The 20,330-nt window shown below is 64.5% G+C and carries 14 protein-coding genes and 1 tRNA gene; 7 read left to right on the forward strand and 8 right to left on the reverse strand.

Going from position 1 to position 20,330, the window contains the following annotated elements; genetic code table 11:
* Positions 1-162 precede the first annotated feature (162 nt).
* A complete protein-coding gene (locus E4Q08_RS09315; RefSeq protein WP_169070181.1) occupies positions 163-369 on the forward strand; it encodes a hypothetical protein in 207 nt (68 codons plus the stop codon).
* A 388-nt stretch (positions 370-757) separates the two neighbouring features.
* Here E4Q08_RS09315 and E4Q08_RS09320 read toward each other — a convergent pair whose 3' ends face one another.
* The 4 genes from E4Q08_RS09320 to E4Q08_RS09335 all read right to left on the reverse strand — a co-directional run bounded on the left by E4Q08_RS09320 (position 758) and on the right by E4Q08_RS09335 (position 7,733).
* The gene (locus E4Q08_RS09320) at positions 758-1,546 is read right to left on the reverse strand and encodes a DUF2189 domain-containing protein (protein ID WP_169070182.1); all 789 of its coding nucleotides are present in this window, start codon (positions 1,544-1,546) and stop codon (positions 758-760) included.
* A gap of 117 nt (positions 1,547-1,663) precedes the next feature.
* Positions 1,664-2,308: a 3'-5' exonuclease gene (locus E4Q08_RS09325; RefSeq protein ID WP_169070183.1), complete on the reverse strand. Its 645-nt coding sequence runs from the start codon at positions 2,306-2,308 to the stop codon at positions 1,664-1,666.
* 50 nt (positions 2,309-2,358) lie between these two features.
* Entirely contained in the window at positions 2,359-5,868 is a 3,510-nt protein-coding gene (locus E4Q08_RS09330; RefSeq protein WP_169070184.1) for an SNF2-related protein, read from the reverse strand.
* Between the two features lie 230 nt (positions 5,869-6,098).
* Positions 6,099-7,733 (reverse strand): ABC transporter permease, encoded by a 1,635-nt coding sequence (locus E4Q08_RS09335; RefSeq protein ID WP_169070185.1) that lies wholly within the window; start codon positions 7,731-7,733, stop codon positions 6,099-6,101.
* Positions 7,734-8,130: 397 nt separating this feature from the next.
* Here E4Q08_RS09335 and E4Q08_RS25695 point away from each other — a divergent pair, with 397 nt between their 5' ends.
* From E4Q08_RS25695 to E4Q08_RS09355, 5 genes are all read left to right on the forward strand, one after another.
* Complete coding sequence (locus tag E4Q08_RS25695; protein WP_308240095.1) at positions 8,131-8,373, forward strand: hypothetical protein; 243 nt, start codon at positions 8,131-8,133, stop codon at positions 8,371-8,373.
* Complete coding sequence (locus E4Q08_RS25700) at positions 8,330-8,482, forward strand: hypothetical protein (RefSeq protein WP_308240098.1); 153 nt, start codon at positions 8,330-8,332, stop codon at positions 8,480-8,482. Before E4Q08_RS25695 ends, E4Q08_RS25700 begins: the two co-directional genes overlap by 44 nt.
* A 391-nt stretch (positions 8,483-8,873) precedes the next feature.
* Positions 8,874-10,790, forward strand: coding sequence for a glycosyltransferase family 39 protein (locus E4Q08_RS09345; protein WP_169070186.1), 1,917 nt, complete (start codon positions 8,874-8,876; stop codon positions 10,788-10,790).
* A complete protein-coding gene (locus tag E4Q08_RS09350) occupies positions 10,787-12,028 on the forward strand; it encodes a glycosyltransferase family 9 protein (protein ID WP_169070187.1) in 1,242 nt (413 codons plus the stop codon). The genes E4Q08_RS09345 and E4Q08_RS09350 overlap by 4 nt, the downstream gene beginning before the upstream one ends.
* Positions 12,025-12,525, forward strand: coding sequence for a GtrA family protein (locus tag E4Q08_RS09355; RefSeq protein WP_169070188.1), 501 nt, complete (start codon positions 12,025-12,027; stop codon positions 12,523-12,525). The genes E4Q08_RS09350 and E4Q08_RS09355 overlap by 4 nt, the downstream gene beginning before the upstream one ends.
* 49 nt (positions 12,526-12,574) lie before the next feature.
* On the opposite strand, the gene chrA is transcribed toward E4Q08_RS09355, so the two are convergent.
* The 3 genes from chrA to queA are packed head-to-tail and all read right to left on the reverse strand — an operon-like array spanning position 12,575 to position 19,228.
* Entirely contained in the window at positions 12,575-13,939 is a 1,365-nt protein-coding gene (chrA, locus tag E4Q08_RS09360) for a chromate efflux transporter (RefSeq protein WP_169070189.1), read from the reverse strand.
* A gap of 1 nt (position 13,940) precedes the next feature.
* On the reverse strand, positions 13,941-18,146 hold the full coding sequence (locus tag E4Q08_RS09365; protein ID WP_248594803.1) for a DEAD/DEAH box helicase: 4,206 nt from the start codon (positions 18,144-18,146) through the stop codon (positions 13,941-13,943).
* A gap of 41 nt (positions 18,147-18,187) precedes the next feature.
* Positions 18,188-19,228 (reverse strand): tRNA preQ1(34) S-adenosylmethionine ribosyltransferase-isomerase QueA, encoded by a 1,041-nt coding sequence (gene queA, locus E4Q08_RS09370; RefSeq protein WP_169070190.1) that lies wholly within the window; start codon positions 19,226-19,228, stop codon positions 18,188-18,190.
* 127 nt (positions 19,229-19,355) lie between these two features.
* Here queA and E4Q08_RS09375 point away from each other — a divergent pair.
* A tRNA-Leu gene (locus E4Q08_RS09375) sits at positions 19,356-19,442 on the forward strand.
* Between the two features lie 80 nt (positions 19,443-19,522).
* Here the strand turns inward: E4Q08_RS09375 and cobA are convergent.
* Positions 19,523-20,293, reverse strand: a complete 771-nt coding sequence (gene cobA, locus E4Q08_RS09380) for a uroporphyrinogen-III C-methyltransferase (RefSeq protein ID WP_169070191.1) — start codon at positions 20,291-20,293, stop codon at positions 19,523-19,525.
* Positions 20,294-20,330: the final 37 nt, after the last annotated feature.

Consider the following 20,330-nt stretch of genomic DNA (forward strand, 5'->3'; position numbering starts at 1 on the left):
TTGTTGTTTCGACACTGCATCACGTTGATTTCCTTCTGACCTGGAATTGCCGTCACATTGCCAATCCAGTGATTCAGGAAAAGATCGCCGTGTATCTTGAACAGTTCGAATTGTTCCTCCCGATCATATGCACCCCCGAGGAACTTCTTGGAGGAAGTGACGATGACTGACGAAATCATGATGGAAGTCCATGGCATCAAGGATGCGATTGGCGCCAAGTATGGCAATAATCTGGACGCACTGTTCAAAGAGATACAACGTGGCGAGGCCAGACTGAAGGCGGCCGGCGTCCAGATTGTGCCTCCCCCCGCCAATCCAACAAATTTGCCCAACACTGCATTGCAGCGGACTCGCTTCGCTCACCGCTGAATTTGAATGTTGGGCGTTGGCGCCACCAAGTATTCGTCGTGTGCTTGGCCACCGGCTGGGGTTCTTCGGGCAAAGCACGGGTCACCGTGGCGCTTGCCTGCGGTAGCGTGCCTGCCCGAACCAGGGCCGCCTGGGTCGGGGGGGTACGAAGGGGGAGCGCTTTCGGTCGGCGCGCTGGCAGCGTGGCGTTTCGGGTCGGGCCGGTCCGTGGCCGCGTCGGGTCCGCCACACGAGCGGGAGGTTTTTGCTGGTTCCCCGTCCAACTTCTCATCACGCCAAGGCCCTGAAGTCCTTATTGAGCCTGAACTTCCAAACCCTCCCGAAGGCTAAGATTATGACCATCTAAAATATAGTTTGTCAGAGTAGCCTGGTCAGGCTGCGATCGCGCTCAGCACAGGTCGGTCTTCTCCTCGTCGGCCACGACTTCGCGGTAGACATGCCAGCTCGCGTGCCCCACCAGGGGCATGGTCACAATCAGCCCGAGAAACAGCGTTGCAAAACCGATGGCGGCAAGGACCGCGATGCAGGCAGCCCAGAGCAGCATCGGGCCGGGGTTGCGAGCGCAGGCAAAGAGACTGGCGATCGCCGCCGTGATTGCATCGGTCTTGCGGTCGAGCATCATGGGCAGGGCGATGACACTGATTGCGAAAACGAAGCAGGCGAAGAAACCACCGACGGCAAAGTAGACGATCGCAAAGTCGGCTTGCTCGAAAGTCAGAACGGTGCGCACGACTTCAGCAAAGCTGGGCAAGCCGCCGGCGAAGAAAAGCGCAAAGACAATGATCGACGCGCGCGCCCAGATCAGCAGGACCACCGCCAGCAGCGCTGCAAACACGCCAATGTTGGCCAGATTCGGGCGCCAGGCGACGAGGGTCGGAGCCAATCGTGGCGGCTCGCCGATTTCGATGCGCCGACTCAGGTCGTAGAGCCCGAATGACAGAAAAGGGCCAAACAGCAGGAAGCCGGTCGCCAGCCCTGCAAAAAGTGCAGAGGCGTGCTCGAAAACCACCTGCATCAACCAGCCGGCGGCGGCAAAACACGTGCCGTAAAACAGACTGGCAAAGCCGCTCTGACGACAGTCATGCCAGCCGGCCTGCACCCAGCCGAAGACGGCTCTGGCATGGACCTGGCGGATGGTCGGGAAGCGGCTCGCGGTAGGGTCTGGTGTGTGGTTCATCGGCTGGCTTCGCCATTCCCTGCCGAGTACTGGCACATCGGTGCGACCGCGATGCGCTTGGCGAGGGGGAGCTTGCCTGGTGATATTGGAGAACAAGGTTGGTTCATGATGGGTCCTTCAGGGGTGTGTCAGAGGGTTCAAGCCAGGCCAGGTGCGTCGCTTGAAGCTGTCGACGAACTTGTCGAGCGTCTTGCAGGGCGCGGTCTGGATGCGCCGCATCAGATCCAGCGGCACCTCGGGCAGGGCGAAGTCGTGCTGCAACTTCTGCTCCATGCGCAGCCAGAGCAGGGCGGTCATTTCGGCATCGGCCAGCGCCCGGTGGTACTGGCCGGTCGCTTCGATGCGGGTGTGCGCGATCAATGTTGCCAGGCGGTGATTGGGCGCTTCCGGATAGACGCGGCGGGCCACTTTCATCGAACAGAGCAGCCCGGTCGGACAGGATTCACCGATGCGGTCGAGTTCGGCGCTGAGGAAGCCGTGGTCGAAAGAGGCATTGTGGGCGACCAGCGGACGCCCGGCGATGAAGTCGAACAACTGGCGCATCACCGTCTCGGCCTTGGGCGCCTGGCGGATCATCAGGTTGCTGATGCCGGTCAGTTGCTGGACGAAGAGTGGAATCTGGCGGCCGCCGTTCATCAGGCTCTGAAAACGGTCGATGATTCCCGTTTCGTCGATCACCACCGCCGCGACCTCGGTGGCCCGGTCGCCCATCATCGCCGACAGTCCGGTGGTTTCAAAGTCGATGATCACCCGTTCACGCATACCGCCTCCCATCCTTTCCTCAAAATCTGCTCGATTCTGCCTGTTGGTACTCAATGCAGGGTGAACAGTTCTTCGAGTTCATCGCTGCCGAGATTGCCGATCCATTGTTCGCCGGCGCCGACGGTCAGGTCGGCGAGTTCGCGCTTGGCGCGGATCATGTCGTTGATGCGTTCTTCAAAAGTGGCGCGGGTGATCAGGCGATGCACCTGTACATTCTGTTGCTGGCCGATACGGTAAGCGCGGTCGGTGGCCTGTGCCTCGACCGCCGGGTTCCACCACAGGTCGTAGTGGATCACGTTGGCCGCCGCCGTCAGGTTGAGACCGGTGCCACCGGCCTTCAGCGAGAGGATGAACACCCGCTCGGTGCGATCGTTCTGGAAACGTTCGACCAGGGCATCGCGCCGGATGCGCGTCAGGCCACCGTGCAGGAACAGCGGTTCGCGTCGCTGCCGTTCGCGCAGCCAGCCACAGAGCAGTTCGCCCATTTCGCGGAACTGCGTGAACACCAGCACCTTGCCCAGGCTCGCGTGGATGTCTTCGATCAGTTCGAGGAAACGTACGGCCTTGCCCGACAGCGCTGCGTCGGCATCTCCCTGTTTTAGGTACTGCGCCGGGTGGTTGCAGATCTGCTTCAGCGCCAGGATCATCTGCAGCACCAGCCCCTGCCGCCGGAAGGTCTCCGATTCGCCAGCAATGGTCTGCAATCCTTCCTGTACCACCGATTCGTACAGCGCGGTTTGCGCCCTCGACAGGCTGCAGTACTGATCCTGCTCGATCTTGTCCGGCAGGTCACTGATGATCGTCTTGTCGGACTTCAGCCGGCGCAGCAGGAAGGGGGCGGTGACACGCCGGAAGCGCTGCACCACCTGCTGGTCGTGATCGGTCTGGATCGGCAGCGCGTATTCCCTGACGAACTGCGGCAGTTTGCCAAGATAGCCGCGGTTGGCGAAGTCCATGATGCTCCAGTATTCCGAGAGACGGTTCTCGACCGGTGTGCCGCTCATGGCAATGCAGGTCGTCGCCGGGATGGCCTTGACGGCCCGGGTCTGGGCGGTCGCCGGGTTCTTGATGTTCTGCGCTTCGTCGACGATGACCACCCGCCAGGGCAAGGACTTCAGCGCGGCGCCCTCGCTGCGCGCGACGCCATAAGTGGTGAGCAGCAGGTCCGGTCGCTGCTCCCCCGGACGTGTCGCGAGTTCGCGGCGGCTGCCGTGGAAAACGGCAACGCTCAATTCCGGGGCGAAGCGGGCGAGTTCCTTCTGCCAGTTGGTCAACAGGCTGGTAGGAACCACCACCAGCACTCTGGCCTCGGCCAGGGCGCCATCCTCCTTGAGTTTCTGCAGCATCGCGATCACTTGCACGGTCTTGCCGAGCCCCATGTCGTCGGCGATGACGCTGCCGAAGCCGAGCCGGGCATTGCGATAGAGCCAGGCGTAACCGCGCTCCTGGTAAGGGCGCAGCCTTGCCTGCAGGGCCGCCGGCAGGGCGACCGCGCCGGCTTCCAGCAACTGCTGCAGCAATTGCTGCGCCGCGGCATCGAGGCCGATCGGCGCGCCCGCGTATTCACCAGCGAGAGCGACGCGCAGCAGTTCGCTGCCGGGGAGTTCGGTGGAGTGCGCGAGCCGGGCACGCAGACGCTCGATCTCGGCCGGGTCGAGATAGACATAAGTGCCCTTGAAGCGGATCACGCCGGTCGCCTCGCGCACCAGCCGTTCGAACTCCTCGCGCGACAGCAGATACTCGCCGACCGCCACCCGCCAGTCAAAGGCGAAGACGTCATCGGCGTTGAAGAAGCCGCCGCTGTCCGGTGCCTGACCCTTGATCTGCAGTGACAGGCGTGGCCGCAGCAGACGCTCCAGCGCTTTCGGAAGCAGCGTCCGGATGCCGAGCAGACGCAGCACCGGCAGGGTGTCGAAGAGCAGGTCCGGCAGCTCGTCGGCGGCAATGCGCAGCGGTATGCGCGCGCCGGCACTGACATAGCGGTTGAGCGGCGGATAGAACTCGGCGAGCAGCGCCACCGTTTGCAGAATCCCGAAACGTGCCTGCGACCAGGCAGGATCGCGGAGTACGGTCGCCAGAGCGACCGGCACTTCGAGGGCATTGTTGCTTTCCGCGGCCAGTGCCAGCGCAAAGTCACCGGCATCACCGTCATCGCTGGCGGCACACTCGTCGAGGCAGAGCACCGGCGCGTGCTCACGGCGGGCAAGATGAAAGCGTGCCAGCCAGGCGTGGATGCCGGCGGCAATCGACCCTTCGCCGGGTCCGTCGTAGCGCGCGCGTCCGCTGACGAAGAACAGCGCCAGCGTTTTGTCGCCGGCGGGTTTCTCCTGGCCGGCCCCGCAGTACGCGTGGATGAAGTGATCGAGAAGCAGCGAGCACAGCGTCGTCGCCTGCGCCTCGGCGCTCAGGGCAAGCGTCTTGCGGCCCTGGCGCAGTAGCACCCGTCCGGGCGGCAACCCATCCTGAACCCGCTGCATCAGTTCGCGTACTGCCGGATCGAGGGTCGCCGGCAGCCAGCGCAGACCAGCCTCGTGCCCCTGTAGCGAGAAGATCTGCGGGACGACTGCGCCGCGGGCGAGCAGGTGCAGGGCCAGCAATCGCAACGGCTGCAGTGCCGCGAGTTCGGGCTGGAAGTCGGGCAGGCGGGCTGGGGAGAGGTTCGCGAGAGTCGCCAACAACGCCGGCCAGTCGCTGATCCCGGCGACTCCGCTGAGCGTGCACGCATACTCGGAGTTGATCACCAGGCATGGGCGGTCGTCGGGCGAGAGTCCGCCGGTCTCGTCGCCTGGCGCCGCGGCGAGCGCCTGCCGGGCCGCTTTCGCGACGCGTGCCAGCAAACGCCCCATGAGCATGCGGAAGTCTCCCGTCGGGAAGAACGGCGGTTGCGCCGACAGGACGCGCAGCAGCGGTTCGGACAGAGCCGGCACGAGCGAGAAATCGATGCCGTCGAGCAGTTCGGCATCGGCGCTCACCCGCTCGTCGCCGGTGGGCAGGAGTTCGCTCAGGGCGGGCAGCGCGCTGCCGGCATCTTGACCGAGCTGAATGTCGCGCGACTTGAGGGCGGCGGCGAGGTCGATCCCGCGCAGGGAAAACACCAGGAAGGGATTGCCGTCGATCTCCCGACTCAACAGATAGATCGCCGCCGCCAGGTGCTTGCACGGCACCGCCCAGTCCGGGCACGAACAGCGCAGGTCGAGATCCTGCCAGCGGGTCGGGAAGACGGCGATGCCAAGTTCGCTGGCCAGCGCCAGCACTGCCGGATCGAGTTGCCGATTGAGCATCTGGGCGATCAGCGCGGGGTCGGCAGCAATCCGGTCGAGCAGGCGGGTCACGGCGCGTGCCGCGATCGGCGGCACGGTGATGGTCACCCGGTAGGGCTGGATGCGCGAACCCTGCACGCTGGCCAGGATCGTGCCACCGCTGACCGTCAGGTTCCTGACCGCGCCCTTTTTGGCGTAGCTGCGACCACGTGGCAGGCGGTTGGCGAAATCGATCTGGGTCAGGGCGTTGAGCCATTGCTTGCCCCACCAGGTCTGTCCAAATGCCGAATGGGTCAACATTGCGCTGTCATCATCGGGGCAGAGAAGACAGACGACGCCCATCGCATTGCCCGCCTACCGGTGACCATCGGCAAGTGCCTGTGGCGGTCGTGACCAGCCCTTTGCTGATGACCGATGTAGGTTCCATCTCGCGCTCCTCCTCATACCCGTCAGGGATTGTAGCGAACTTATGCGCTTGGCGGAGCCATGTTTTCTTTCATGATCGGGGGTGCCTGAAAAAGTCATGACCGTTAGCGGCGCGCGTGCGATATCTGGCGCGACAGCGCGATCAGCGGCAGCAGGCCGACGGCGACAATCGCCAGCGAGACGCTGGCCGCTTCGGCGAGTCGCTCGTCGGAAGCGAGCGTGTAGGCCTGCGTCGCCAGCGTATCGAAATCGAAAGGGCGCATCACCAGCGTCGCCGGCAACTCCTTCATCACATCGACGAACACCAGCAGGCAGGCCGTGAACAGGCTGCCACGCAGAATCGGCAGATGCACTCGCCGCAGTGTCGCCGCCTGGCCGAGTCCCAGGCTACGCGCCGCGTCGTCCATGCTGACGGTGATTTTTGCCAGACTGGTGCCCACCGACTGCAGGGCGACCGCCAGGAAGCGCACCAGATAGGCATAGACCAGGGCGGCGATGCCACCGGTGATCAGCAGCCCCGGGTTGTCGCCAAACCAGTTCTGCCATTGCCCGGCCAGCCAGTGGTCGAGACGCGTCACCGGGATCAGTACACCGACGGCGATCACCGAACCCGGTACCGCGTAGCCCAGGCTGACCAGACGATTGAGTGTCGGCGCCAGCAGCCCGTTTGACAGGCGCGCACCATAGGCAAGCAGCACCGCCAGGGCAACGGCGATGATCGCGGTCAATCCTGCGAGCAGGAAACTGTTGCGCGCCAGAGCGACGAAATGCGCGCCGAACTGCGCATCGACGTCGGTTAGCGCCAGTCGCAGCAGCAGCCAGGCAGGCAGCAGAAAGCCAATGCCCAGCGGCACGGCGCAGCTTGCCATGGCCAGCCAGCCTCGCCAGCCCGGCAAGCGCTGACGGGCGATCGATCGCCGGCGTCCGCTGGTGTTGTGAAAACGCGAACGACCGCGTGAAGCGTGTTCGATCAGCAGCAGCACGATGACAAAAGCGAGCAGCGCCGCTGCCAGTTGCGCGGCCGCAATTCGATCGCCAAGAGAGAACCAGGCACGATAGATGCCGGTAGTGAAGGTCTGCACGCCGAAGTAGGAAACCGTCCCGTAGTCGGCGAGTGTTTCCATCAATGCCAGGGTTGCGCCGGCTACGATCGCAGGCCTGGCCAGCGGCAGGGAGAGCCGGAAGAAGCTGCGCCAGGAGCCGAAACCGAGGCTGCGCGAGGCTTCCAACATGCCGCTGGCGCGCTCGCTGAAAGTCGTACGCGTCAGCAGATAGACATACGGGTAGAGGACGAAAACAAACATGGTGACCGCACCGGCGAGGCTGCGTACCTCGGGAAACCAGTAGTCTGCCTTGCTCCAGCCGAAGAATTCGCGCAGGAAGCTCTGCAGCGGGCCGACAAACTGCAGAAAGTCGGTATACACATAAGCCAGCACATAAGCCGGCATGGCCATCGGCAATACCAGTGCCCACTCGAAGACACGCCGCCCCGGAAAGTCGTGCATTGCCGTCAGCCATGCCGTGGCCACCCCGACGACGATCACTCCGAGGGCGACAGCGAGACACAACACCAGGGTATTCGCCACGTAGTCCGGCAGCACCGTCGCCGCCAGATGCGACCAGGTTGCGCTGGTCCCGCCGCTGAGGATATTGGTCAGAACGCTCGCCACCGGCAAACCAACCAGGGCAGCGACGGCAGCAGAGATGGCGAGCAGGGGATTGAGGCGCGGCTTGATCATGGTTCTATGCGTAAATGAGAATTATAAGCGGCGTGGAAGGTATCATTCTTCTCATCCGTAGCGTTACCGTGAAAGAAGCGGTTATGCATTCGCTGCGATAGGCGCTCGTACACCCTTTCGTCGACCGTACCCTGGTGAACCAAGTTCAGCATGTCGACTGTTGAACGGACTTGACCGAAGCGCTTGATGCGGCCAATTCGCTGTTCAAGTCGGGTTAAGCAATTTGCTGATCGAGCCTGCGCCGGCACCGGCTTGGTCGCTCGATGACTTTCCGCATCTGGCCACCGCCGGGCAGCGGCTGGTAACCGTACTGAAGCGCGCTGCTCAGGATGGCGTGGCTGGAGTCAATGGTCTGTTGTTCGGCCCGCCCGGCACCGGCAAGACCGAGTTCGCCCATGTGCTGGCCGATGCGCTCGACCGCGAACTGGTGGTCCGACAGTCTTCCGACCTGGTGTCGAAGTATGTCGGCGAAACCGAGCAGAACATTGCGCGGCTGTTCAATACCGTGGATGCCGAAGTCATTGCCCCAGCGTGCGGCGATGTTTGCCCGCGAAGCCCTGGGCGACATTGGCCTAGCCGAAGGTTTGCCGGCGCCGATGCTCAATCGCCTGACCACACAGGAGCAATTGACGGCGGGTGATTTTGCCAATGTCTGCCGGCAACGGGAACTGTTGGACGAGGCTCTGATGCCGGAGGAATTTCTGCGACTACTGGTGCAGGAATGTCGCTGGAAATCGGTGGCCGCGTAATCGGATGGCAGTATCCGTGTTCGATCAAGAGATTGGCGAACCCGCGATCCGCCATCACTAAATCGGGGCAAGAAAATTCTGCCCCGGTTTACAGCACAGCTGTGGCAAGAGTTTGCGAGGAGTGCAAATGTCTCATCCTGAACCGCCTGCAGCGCATCGGGAGGTTGTCTTCTGCCTGAGTTTTGGGTACATTCGCGGCCTTGCGTTGCAAGGGTTCGCAACGCCGGGCCTGGTCCACGATATTGCGACCATCGCGCTGCTCTACGGCTGCTGGCAGTAGAGGGCACGGCTGCTGACTCATTGCTCCGCCGAGAGAGAGCGTCAACTGGAAGACCATAGAAACCGCCTCTCGCCGGGTTCTCCCGCCGATGTGCAGGCCGCGACCAGCGGCATGCGTTCGCTCGCCGCACTGGCGCACACCGACCCCGCGTTCCTTCGGCGCTGGCGCTTTGCTGCCGGCGCCGCTGCACTCGCCGATATGCTGGCCTTCGCGCTCCTGCACGGCGCTGGCGTGTCGCTCGAATTCGCGCAGGCGCTGGCCTTTGCCGCTGCGCTGCTGGCTGCGATCAGCGTGCTGCGAGGGATCCGCTGCGCGCACCGCTGGGCGACGCTGTGCTTCGTCGTCGCGCTTGCCTATCCGCTGCGCGCCGGCGTGCTCTCGCTGTTCGCGGCGCAGTGGCCGCCTCTCGTGGCGATCGTGCCAGCGGCGCTGGCGGGTGCATTGACCTTGCTGTTGGGTGGCACGGCGACCGGCGCGAGTACGCGACGGCAGGATTTTGCCGTTGCGGTGCCATTGGCGGTGGTCTACCTGCTGGTGCTGCGCCTGGTCTACCTCGGGCAGATCGAGCTGGCGCCGCAGGAGGCGTACTACTGGAACTATTCGCAGCATCTCGACATCGGCTACCTCGATCATCCGCCGCTGGTCGCGTGGCTGATCGCGGCAACCTTTGCCCTCGGCGATGGCGAGTTTTTCGTGCGCCTGCCGGCGGTGCTCGCCTGGGCGGTGATGCTCGCTTTCGCCGTCGCATACGCGCAGGACATGGCCGGGCGCGGCAACGCCCTGCGTTGTGCCCTGCTGGCCGCGACACTGCCGTTCTTCTTCGGGATCGGGGTGATGATCACGCCCGATGCGCCACTCGCCGCTGCCTGGGCGGCTGCGCTGTTCTTCCTGCAGCGCGCGCTGCTCGGTGAACGCCCGCTGGCCTGGCTCGGCGCCGGGCTGGCAATCGGCATCGGCATGCTCGCCAAATACTCGATGGTGCTGGTGCCGGCGTCCGCATTCGTCTTCATGCTCGTCGATGCGCGTTCGCGCCGCAGCCTGCTCTCGGCGTGGGCCTGGGGTGGCGTACTCGTGGCACTGCTGGTGTTCTCGCCGGTAATCGTCTGGAACCTCCAGCACGACTGGGCTTCATTCGCTTTTCAGGGGTCGCGGCGGCTGGCGGCGCGGGCGCCACAGTTCAGCCTGCCGGAGTTTCTGGCTTCTGCACTCCTGCTGCTGACGCCGCTCGGCGTGCTCGCCCTGTGGCGCTGGTTGCGACCACAGGGCGGCATCAGTTCCACTTTCCAGGTGGTGCCGGCCAACGACGAACCGAGCTTGCTGGCCGGAAGGCGACGCCTGTTCATGCAGGTCTTCACGCTGCTGCCGCTACTCGTCTTCGCGGTATCGAGCCTGCGCGCGGAGACCAAGTTTCACTGGACCGGGCCGATCTGGCTGGCGATTCTGCCGGTGCTCGCGGCGACGATGTCGCGGCCGGGGCTCGGCGAAGGCGCGCTCGACCGATGGCTCGCCCGCGGCTGGATGCCGCTGCTGCAGGCGCTGCTGCTGGTCTATGCCTATGGCCTGTTCTACTACCCGGTCTGGGGGCTGGCCGGGCTGCGCCTTCACCACACCTACCTGGAGATGGGCTGGCGTGACCTGCGCGGACAGGTGCAGGGCATCGAGGAGGCAGTGCTGCGGGAAACCGGCAGCCGTCCCGCCATCGTCGGCCTCGACAAGCACAACACCGCCGACGAGATGGCTTTCTACGATCCACGTGGCGACGGTGCCCGCGACACCGCCAGCCGGCACCTCTTCTTCAACGAAAACGCCGTGATGTACGAATTCTGGTTTCCGCGTTCGGCATTTGCCGGGCGCGATCTGATCGCGGTCTCGGGCTGGCGCGGCAACCTCGAAGATCCGCGTCTGCCCGCCATGGCCACGCGCCTCGGCCCGGTGCAGGTGCTCATCGCCAGGAAGGGCGGCGTCGCCGTCGCCACCTACTATGCGCGGGTGGTCTATGGCTATCGCCCGGCGCCGCTGCCACAATGAATATCAAGCTTCAGCGCGCCATTGATCGTTACCTCGGCGTGCCGCTGTGCGCGTTCGCCTCGCTGTTCGAACGGCTGCGCGCGTGGCGTGCTGCGCCGCAGCCGCCGGCATCGCCACCGCAACGCATCGTCGTGATCCTGCTCTCGGAGATGGGCAGCCTGGTCCTCGCACAACCGATGATCGCGCTGCTGCGCGCACGTTATCCGGAAGCCTCGCTGCATGTCCTGCTGTTCGGCAAGAATCGCGAGGTTCTCGATCTGATGGCCAGCGTTCCGCCGGAGAACGTCATCGCCATCGACGACCGCTCGCTGGGCGGGCTGCTGCGCACCCTCATCGCCGCGATCCGCAGCTTGCGCCAGTTGCGACCGGATGCCGTGCTCGACTGCGAACTCTTCGCGCGCATCAGCAGCCTGCTCTCGTGGCTGTCCGGGGCGCCGCTGCGGGTCGGTTTTCACCGCCATACGCAGGAAGGGCTGTACCGTGGTTCGTTCATCAACCGGCCAGTGCTCTACAACCCGTATCGCCACCTGTCGCTGCAGTTCCTGACGCTGGCGCGGGCCATCGAGTCGCAGACCCATCCGCTCGACAAGGAGAGCCTCGACGAGGGACCGCTGCCGGCGCCCCTGCCAGCATTCCGGATGGGCGAGGTCGAAGCCTTCGGAACGCGCTTCGGCGAAGAATTTCCGCGCATCGTGGGACGGCGGCTGGCGCTGCTCTACCCGAGTGGCGGCATCCTGCCGATTCGCGCCTGGCCGGTGGCGAACTGGCGGCAGGTGGCCAGCGGTTTGCTCGCCGAGGGCTACGCCGTGGCGATCATCGGCCTGCCCTCCGACAAGGCGCTCGGTCGAGCACTCGCCGAAGCAGTCGCGCATCCCGACTGCATCGACCTGACGGGATACACGAAATCGGTGCGCGAACTCGTCGCGCTGCTCGGGATCGCCGCGCTCCTGGTCACCAACGACGGCGGGCCGGCGCAGTTTTCTTCGCTGACCGCAGTCCCGACGGTGGCCTTGTTCGGCCCCGAGACACCGCTGCTCTACGGTCCACTCGGTGAGCACGCACGCTGCCTGCATCTCGCACTTCCCTGTTCGCCCTGCCTGACCGCGTACAACCACCGCAACTCGCCCTGCGACGGCGACAACCAGTGCCTGCAGCGGATAGTGCCGGCGCAGGTGCTCGCCGAGGCGCGCATCGTCGTCGCCAGTGCCCATCCGCAGGCCGACAGGGATACGGCATGACGTGCTTCGAGAGGCTCCGGCAACTGCCGCTGCTAGGCCGTCTATTACGTCACCGCTTCATCAAGTTCGGGGTTGTCGGCGCGTCCGGAACGCTGGTCAACGTGGCCGTCCTCTACCTCGCGCAGGAGACCCTGTTCGTGGCCATCGCGCCGCCGTCGCTGCGCCTCAACCTGTCGCTGGCGGTTGCGATCTTCTTCGCCACGATCAACAATTTCCTGCTCAACCGCGCCTGGACCTGGCTCGACCGGCGAGCGCATGTACACACCCCGATCCTTCTGCAGTTCGGCCAATACACGATCGCCTGCTGGCTTGGCATCGCGCTGCAGTTCGCGCTGACGCACGCCTTCGCCAGCTATCTGCATTATCTGCTGGCGAACGTACTGGCGATCATCATTGCCAGCGTCGCCAACTTCGTCCTCAACGATCACTGGACCTTCGGCCGCCTGCGCCTGCTGATCCGCCGCTGGCGTCGCCAGCACCCGCAGCATGGCGAGTAGCCCGGTTTTTATCGCCTTATCTACCGCTTCGGGGTGAGCATCGACACGGTCAATGGACCGAGCAAGGGCAGTTCGTCATTCCCCAGGAAAGCAGCAGGCCGACGACGGCGCAGGCCGCGATGACGTGAATGACATTCTGCCGGTAGCGGAACAGCGCGACCGCGGCAGCCAGAGCGATCAGGGCGGAGATCCAGTCGAAGCTGCCGGTGAAACCTTTCGGCCAGAGGACGTGGTAGCCGAAGAACAGCGCCAGATTGAGGATCACGCCGACCACCGCCGCGGTGATGGCGGTCAGCGGTGCGGTGAATTTCAACTGGTTGTGGGTGGTCTCGACCAGCGGTCCGCCGAGCAGGATAAAAACGAACGAGGGCAGAAAGGTGAACCAGGTCACCAGCGCGGCGGCGACCGCGCCGGCAAGGAACAGGCTGTCCGGGCCGAAAACGGCCTTGAGGTAGCCACCGACGAAGCCGACAAAAGCGACCACCATGATCAGCGGCCCGGGCGTGGTTTCGCCGAGCGCGAGGCCATCGATCATCTGGGTCGCAGTCAGCCAGCCGTAGTGTTCGACGGCCCCCTGGTAGACGTAGGGAAGAACGGCATAAGCGCCGCCGAAGGTCAGCAGAGCGGCCTTGGTGAAAAACCAGCTCATCTGCGTCAGCGTGTGCTGCCAACCATAGGTCGCAGTCAGCAAGCCCATCGGGACGGCCCACAGAAGAGCAGCGACGATGACCACCTTGATCAGTCTGTACCATCCGAAGCGGGCATGCTCCGGAGTCGGCGTGTCGTCGTCGATCAAGGCCGGACCGAACGCGGCTTCGGCCGGGCCGTGGCCGCCGCCAAGCTGGAATTTCTCGGGTGCGACACGTCCGCCGATGTAGCCGAGCAGCGCGGCGACGGCGACGATGACGGGAAACGGCGCAGCGAGCGCGAAGATGGCGACGAAGGAAGCCGCCGCGATCGCCCAGAGGAACTGGTTCTTCAGGGCACGCAATCCGATCCGGTGCGCCGCCTGGATGACAATGGCGGTGACTGCCGGCTTGATCCCGTAAAACAGACCAGCCACCAGCGGCGTCTCGCCGAAGGCGATATAGACCCAGGACAGACCGATCAGAAGCAGCAGCGAGGGCAGCACGAACAGGATTCCGGCGACTATGCCGCCACGCGTGCGATGCATCAGCCAGCCGATGTAGGTGGCCAGTTGCTGGGCTTCGGGACCGGGGAGCAGCATGCAGTAGTTGAGTGCGTGCAGAAAGCGGCGCTCGGAAATCCAGCGGCGCCGTTCCACCAGTTCCGCATGCATCATCGAAATCTGTCCTGCCGGGCCGCCGAAACTGATGCATCCCAGCTTGAGCCAGAAGGCGAACGCCTGCCAGAAGCTGACTGAGGGGGGGGCTGCAGGGTTCGCGAGGCTCATGTCATTTTCCCCGAATCAGCGCCATTAGATCTTCGGTCGATGGCAGGGCACTGGCTTCGCCTTCGGCGAGAATGCTCTCGGCGAGCGCGCGTTTTTCATGGTGCAGGTCGACGATACGTTCTTCAACGGTGCCCTTGGTGACCAGCCGGTAAACGGTGACGGGTCTGAGCTGCCCGATGCGGTGCGCACGTCCCATCGCCTGATCCTCGGCCGCCGGGTTCCACCACGGGTCGGTGATCACCACGTAGTCGGCAGCGGTGAGGTTGAGGCCGAAGCCGCCGGCCTTGAGACTGATCAGGAAGAGTTCGCCTTCGCCGGCCTGGAATGCGGCGACCCGGCGCGTTCGCTCGGCGGCGGGGGTGGCACCGTCGAGGTACTGATAGCGGATTCCGGCTGCGTCGAGCGGTTCGCGGAGGATGCTCAGAAAATCGACGAACTGGCTGAAGACCAGCGCCTTGTGACCGTTGGCGATGAGCTCGCTGGCCAGTTCGCCAAAGGCCTGCACCTTGGCGCCGCTGATTCCGAACTCCGGGCTGCACAGGCGCGGGTCGCAGGCGGCACGCCGCAGACGCGTCAGTTGCGCGAGGATGTTGAAGCGGGACTGGGCTTCCGGTGTGCTGTCGAGCGTGCTGCTGATCTCGTTTGCGGCTTCGCGGCGCAGGGCTTCGTAATGTGCGGCTTCGCCAGCCTCCGGGCTGACCGTCAGGATCAGCTCGATGCGTGGCGGCAGTTCCTGCAGCACTTCCGCCTTGCTTCGCCGCAACACGAAGGGACCGATCAGGCGCTTGAGGACATGCTGGGCGTCGCGGTCGCGGTTGCGTTCGATCGGACCCGCGAAGCGCTCGTTGAAGCGGTTGACGGTGCCGAGCAGGCCGGGATTGGCAAAACGCATGATCGACCACAGGTCGGCGAGGCGGTTTTCCACCGGCGTTCCGGTCAGTGCCAGGCGAAAATCGGCCTTGAGCTCGAACACCGCCTGCGAGCGCTTGGCGGCTGCATTCTTGATCGCCTGTGCTTCGTCGGCGATCAGCGTGTGCCAGTTGCGCCCGGCGAAGCGTTCCTGCGCGAGTTGCAGCAGCGTGTAGGAGACGATCAGCAGATCCTGCGGCCCGGCCTGGCTGACCAGTTCCTCGCGTTCGCTGTCGCCGGCGTCGCTGTAGATGCGGGCGTTGAGCGTCGGTGCAAAACGACGTGTTTCGGCGAACCAGTTGCCGCATACCGAGGTCGGCGCGATGACCAGCGCCGGCCCGCCGGCGGCGCGCTCGAGCAGCACGGCGAGTGCCTGCAGCGTTTTGCCCAGGCCCATGTCGTCGGCCAGACAGCCGCCCATGCCGGCGGTCGCCAGACGCATCGCCCACTGGTAGCCGTCTTCCTGATAGGGCCGCAGCCTGGCCTGCAGCAGGCTCGGCAGTTTCGGTTCGGCGGACTGGGCGCTGCGCAGGCGCTCGATGGCCTCGCGAAAATCCTTGCCGGCGTCGAGCCGGGTGCCGTCGAGAATCTCGTCGAGCCAGGCGGCGGCGATCGTCGGTGCCTTGCCTCCCTGCTTGTCGGTTTCGATAACCGCCGCGAGTTCGCTGAGCTTTTGTTTGAGTGAGCGCGTCAGCGCAGCATACACACCGTCACCCATCGGGACGAAGCGGGATTTTTCGCGTGCCGCCGTCAGCAGGGTTTCGAGCTGCAGCACCAGACCCTCGTCGAGCGTCGCCTGCCCGGAGAGGCGGAACCAGTCGTGCTCGCGGCTGACGCTGACGCCGAGCTGCCGCGTATCGACGCTGACGACGCGAACGGCCTTGCCCTTGGGCCATTCAACCGCGGCAATCGCGGCCAATGTCGGCAGCGTTTCGACCGCCCCGAGTGCCTGCTCGGGGTCTTCGATCAGCCACTCGCTGATGCCGTCGCTGCCGTCGAGGAAGGGCAGGGCGTCGAGTACCGCTTCGAGATGCTGGCGCTCGCTCTGGAGGTCGCGTTCGGTGCCGACGCTTTCGCCTCCGAGCACGCTCATCAGGCGAAGCCGGCCGCTGCCCGCCGGCAGTCGCGGGCCGTCGGGGCCCAGCGGTGTCACCACCAGGCGCAGCGCCAGGTACTCGCCGACCGGCGAGAGTTCGGCACGCAGGCGTGAATCACTGGCGACCTGCCGGGAGGCCTGTGCCGAGTCGGCGTGTACCTGGAAACGTCCGGACAGCGCACGCAAGGTCTTTTCGACTTCTGCCTGCGCTCCCGGCGCATTGGCGGGAATGGCAACACGCCTCGAGACGAGCTGCGCGGCCTGCTGCTGCGCCGCCGAAAAACGCACCAGCCGGAGACGCTGCGGGCCGTCCTGGACGAGCGTGAGCAGGCGCAGCGCTTCGTTCTCGCGACGCATGTCAGCGTCCTCGACATAGAGGTACGTGCTTTCGACGACGGGTCGCAACGGTGGCTCGATGCGCATCACGAAGTGTTCGCCCTGACGGACCAGTTCCAGCTCCGGCTGCGATTCGCTGAGTTCGACGAACTGCTCCGGCGCGTTCTCCAGGACGATGCACGGATGACCCACCAGGGCGACGATCGCCGTTGGCAGATCGATGCGATAGCGGTTGCTGTAACCGCGCTCGGGGCGCAGCGCGCGCGCCACCTTGGCATCCCACGCTGGCAGATGTTCGTTGCCGAAGATTTTCACGAGGCTCAGCGCGCGTGGTCGGCCCCAGCCGCGCTGACCGCGCTTCTGTTCGAGCGGTTTGATCCCGAGCAACTGACCCTCCTTGCCGATCTCGATGGCCCAGAGCAGGCGTGTCGTTTCACTGCCGGCGTCGGCAGCAGTCTGCTCGCCGCCGAGCGATTGCAGGGCGTCGAGAATCGCGCGCCATTGCTCGCCAGCAGCGGCAACAAAATAGCCGGTTGGTGGATCGCGTCCGGAAAGTAGCTCTTCGGCGCCACGCAGCATGCGGCTCGGCAATTTCAGATGACAGTTCAGCAGCTTTCGCCGCAGGGCCATGATCGTCTCATGCCAGCCGCTGGCCGTATGCTGTGCATTCTGCGTACCTGGCGCAGCGATCGTCTCGCTACCCAGCCAGGCCGAGAGCAGAATGGCCCACAACGAATCCAGTCCCCAGCGATGTTCCTGGTCGCGGACTGGCTGGAAAGCGGCATGGATGATCGGCGTCTTGCCGAGACGAACGTCGATGGCATGGACCCAGCGCCCCCATACGGTGAATGGACTCGGGTCGCGCTGGCCGGCTTCGCCAATGCAGAACTTGCGCGCCAGTTCCAGATGCTTCGGGGTCGACTGGGCGAGCAATGCGAGTGGATAGAGCCAGCTGATACTCTCGGGCAGCAGGTGTTTGTTGCCACCGATTTCGCCCTTGCGCTGCTTCAGCGCTGCCTCGAAGGCGGCCTGTCCGGCTGCCCACTGGCTATCGACGACCAGGGCTGCGGCCCGGATAGCGGCAGCGAAGCCGTTGTCAAGCCCCTGCAGCGCTTGCTGCAACAGGTCGGCGTCACTGCGTTGCAACGCCAGCTCAGCAAGCGCCGGACGCAGATCACTGGACACTTGGTCGGGGTGCCGTCTGATCTGGTCAAGGGCCCACTCCGCGATCGGGTTGAAATCCGGCGCCCAGTTCAAGCATATCGATGCCACGCCCCGGCAGGCGAGCCGCGAGCGTTCGACCGGATCGATGTACTCGAAACTGGGGCCATCGAAGCCGAGCAGGAGGGCCTGAGTGAGGATGACGTTCCAGTCCATCGAACGTGCGACCAGTTGCCTGATCGCCGATAGCTCTTCGCTCGCTGTGCCGGAAAAGAACTTGGCTCGCACATAGGCAATGGTCGTCGGAAGACTGCTGCTGGGCCAGTAGTAGCTGGATCGTGTGGGGTCGAAACGATCGAGTTCGGCGACCAGCCCCGGTAGGCACTTCCCTGGACGGGTCTCGAGCAACTGCCGGTAGAGCGGCGCACGCAAAGCGTCCACGAGTTGGAAGGCGGTGGGGCGTGCCGCTGCGACGAGCAGTTTCTTGTCCTTGAGTTCCTCGACCGCGCTCTTCACATCGTTGAAGGTGAACGCTCTTCCGGTACTGGTGGTCAGACCACTCAAGCCGAGCAGGCGGTGTACGTCGGTCTGTGTACGGGCGGTCCACAACAGTGCACAGGCCAGTGCCACCTTGTGCGTGTCGGGAGTCAGTCCGTGCTTGTCGAGTTGCTCGATGGCGGAGTTGTTCAAGGAGTTCTTGAGCATGGCAGCGGTTTCAGAAGAGTAGGGCGAGCCTGTGGATTGAATCAGTCGCGGTGCAGCAGCATGGCGTCACCATAACTGAAGAAGCGGTAGCGCCGATTGATCGCGTGCCGATACGCGCCGCGGATGGCGTCCAGGCCGGCGAAAGCCGAAACGAGCATCAGCAGTGTCGATTTCGGGAGGTGAAAATTGGTGATCAGCCGGTCGACGACGCGAAAGCGGTAGCCTGGAGTGATGAAGATGTCGGTTTCTGCCGCGCCGGCGTGCAGTTCGCCGTGCTGCGCAGCCGCTTCGAGCGCACGCAGGCTGGTCGTCCCGACGGCGATGACCTGGCCGCCGCGGGCACGCGTGCGGGCAATCGCGGCGACCGTCGCCGGCGGAATCTCGAAACATTCGGCGTGCATGCGGTGATCGGTGATGCGCTGTACTCGCACCGGCTGAAAGGTGCCGGCACCGACGTGCAGCGTCAGCCAGGCCATCTCGGCACCGCGCTTTGCGAGTTCGGTCAATAGTGCCTCGTCGAAGTGCAGGCCGGCAGTGGGCGCAGCGACGGCGCCGGGGTGGCGGGCGAAAACCGTCTGATAGCGCGCTTCGTCGGCAGCGCTGGCCGCGTGCGTGATGTAGGGCGGCAAGGGCAAGCGGCCGTGGCGATCGAGCAGGCTCCAGAGATCACTTTCGCCGGCCGGTTCCAGCAATTCCAGGTCGAAGAACTCCTGCTGTTCACCGCTACGCCCGCGTACGCTCAGCAGGATGGCGTTTTCGAGGAGGATGCGGCTGCCGGCCTTCGGCGCTTTGCTGGCGCGGATTTGTGCCACGGCATGGCGAGCATCGACGATGCGCTCGATCAGAACCTCGACCTGGCCGCCGCTTTCCTTCTGCCCAAAGAGGCGCGCGCGGAGCACGCGCGTATCGTTGAACACCAGCAGATCGCCGGCATCGACGATTCCCGGAAGCTCGCTGAAGCGGCGGTCGTGGATGGTGCCGTCGGCCAGTTGCAACAGACGACTGGCGGTACGTTCTGCGGTCGGGTGCTGGGCGATCAGTTCGCCGGGAAGATCGAAGTCGAAATCGTCGAGCGTCAGCATGCGTGGGGTCTGCAGAGGGTTGTCGAGCGAGCGCCAGCGCGGAACGAATGTTGTCGAGTCCGCTTGTTCCTTGCCGGAGAATCAGCGATAATCAGGGCCTCTTCCGGCTCGCGAGTTGCGAGCCAAAGCCGAGATGGCGGAATCGGTAGACGCAGCGGACTCAAAATCCGCCGGTGGAAACATCGTGGGGGTTCGATTCCCCCTCTCGGCACCATCCAGAACAGCACATGCTCGCAAAGTGTTGAAGTATAACACGCTGCGGGTAGGCGGGCGCTTCCCGCCCGATCCGTCGATTCATCGTGCTGGTTTGAACCAGTCGAGTTTCTGCTGCAGGCGCACCACGGTTCCGACGATGATCAGCGCCGGAGAAGAGATGCCGGCGGCTGCGACCTTCGCCGGCAGGGTTGCCAGATCGGCGGTGAGCACGCGTTGCCGCCGCGTCGTGCCGTTCTGCACGACCGCCGCAGGGTGGTCCATGGGCAGTCCGTGGGCGATCATCTGCTGGCAGATTTCGGCGAGGCCGCCGACGCCCATGTAGAAGACTACCGTCAGCCGCGGACGCGCCAGCGAAGGCCAATCGAGATTGATCGTCCCGTCCTTGAGGTGGCCGGTCGCGAAGGCCACGGCCTGGGCATGCTCGCGATGGGTCAACGGGATGCCGGCATACGCGGCGCAACCGGCGGCGGCAGTCACTCCCGGCACCACCTCGAAGGCAATTCCCGATTCGACCAGCGTTTCGATTTCCTCGCCGCCACGCCCGAAAATGAAGGGGTCTCCCCCTTTGAGGCGGACGACCTGCTTGCCCGCGCGTGCCAGGCGCACCAGCAACTGGTTGAGTTCATTCTGTGGCACACTGTGTCGTGAACGTTCCTTGCCGGCATAGATTTTTTCTGCGTCAGGACGCGCCAGTTCAAGGACGCCATCGGCAATCAGATGGTCGTAGACGATGGCATCCGCTTCGCCGATCAGCCGCGCAGCACGCAGCGTCAACAGGTCGAGGTCGCCGGGACCGCTGCCGACGATGTACACGGTTCCGCTGGGCGTTGACGAAGGGGTATGGGTCATTCCGGTGTTTCCAATCATTACCATTAATCGAGGTGTC

It is taken from the genome of Candidatus Accumulibacter contiguus (assembly GCF_012940005.1).
In the GTDB taxonomy this organism is placed as follows: domain Bacteria; phylum Pseudomonadota; class Gammaproteobacteria; order Burkholderiales; family Rhodocyclaceae; genus Accumulibacter; species Accumulibacter contiguus.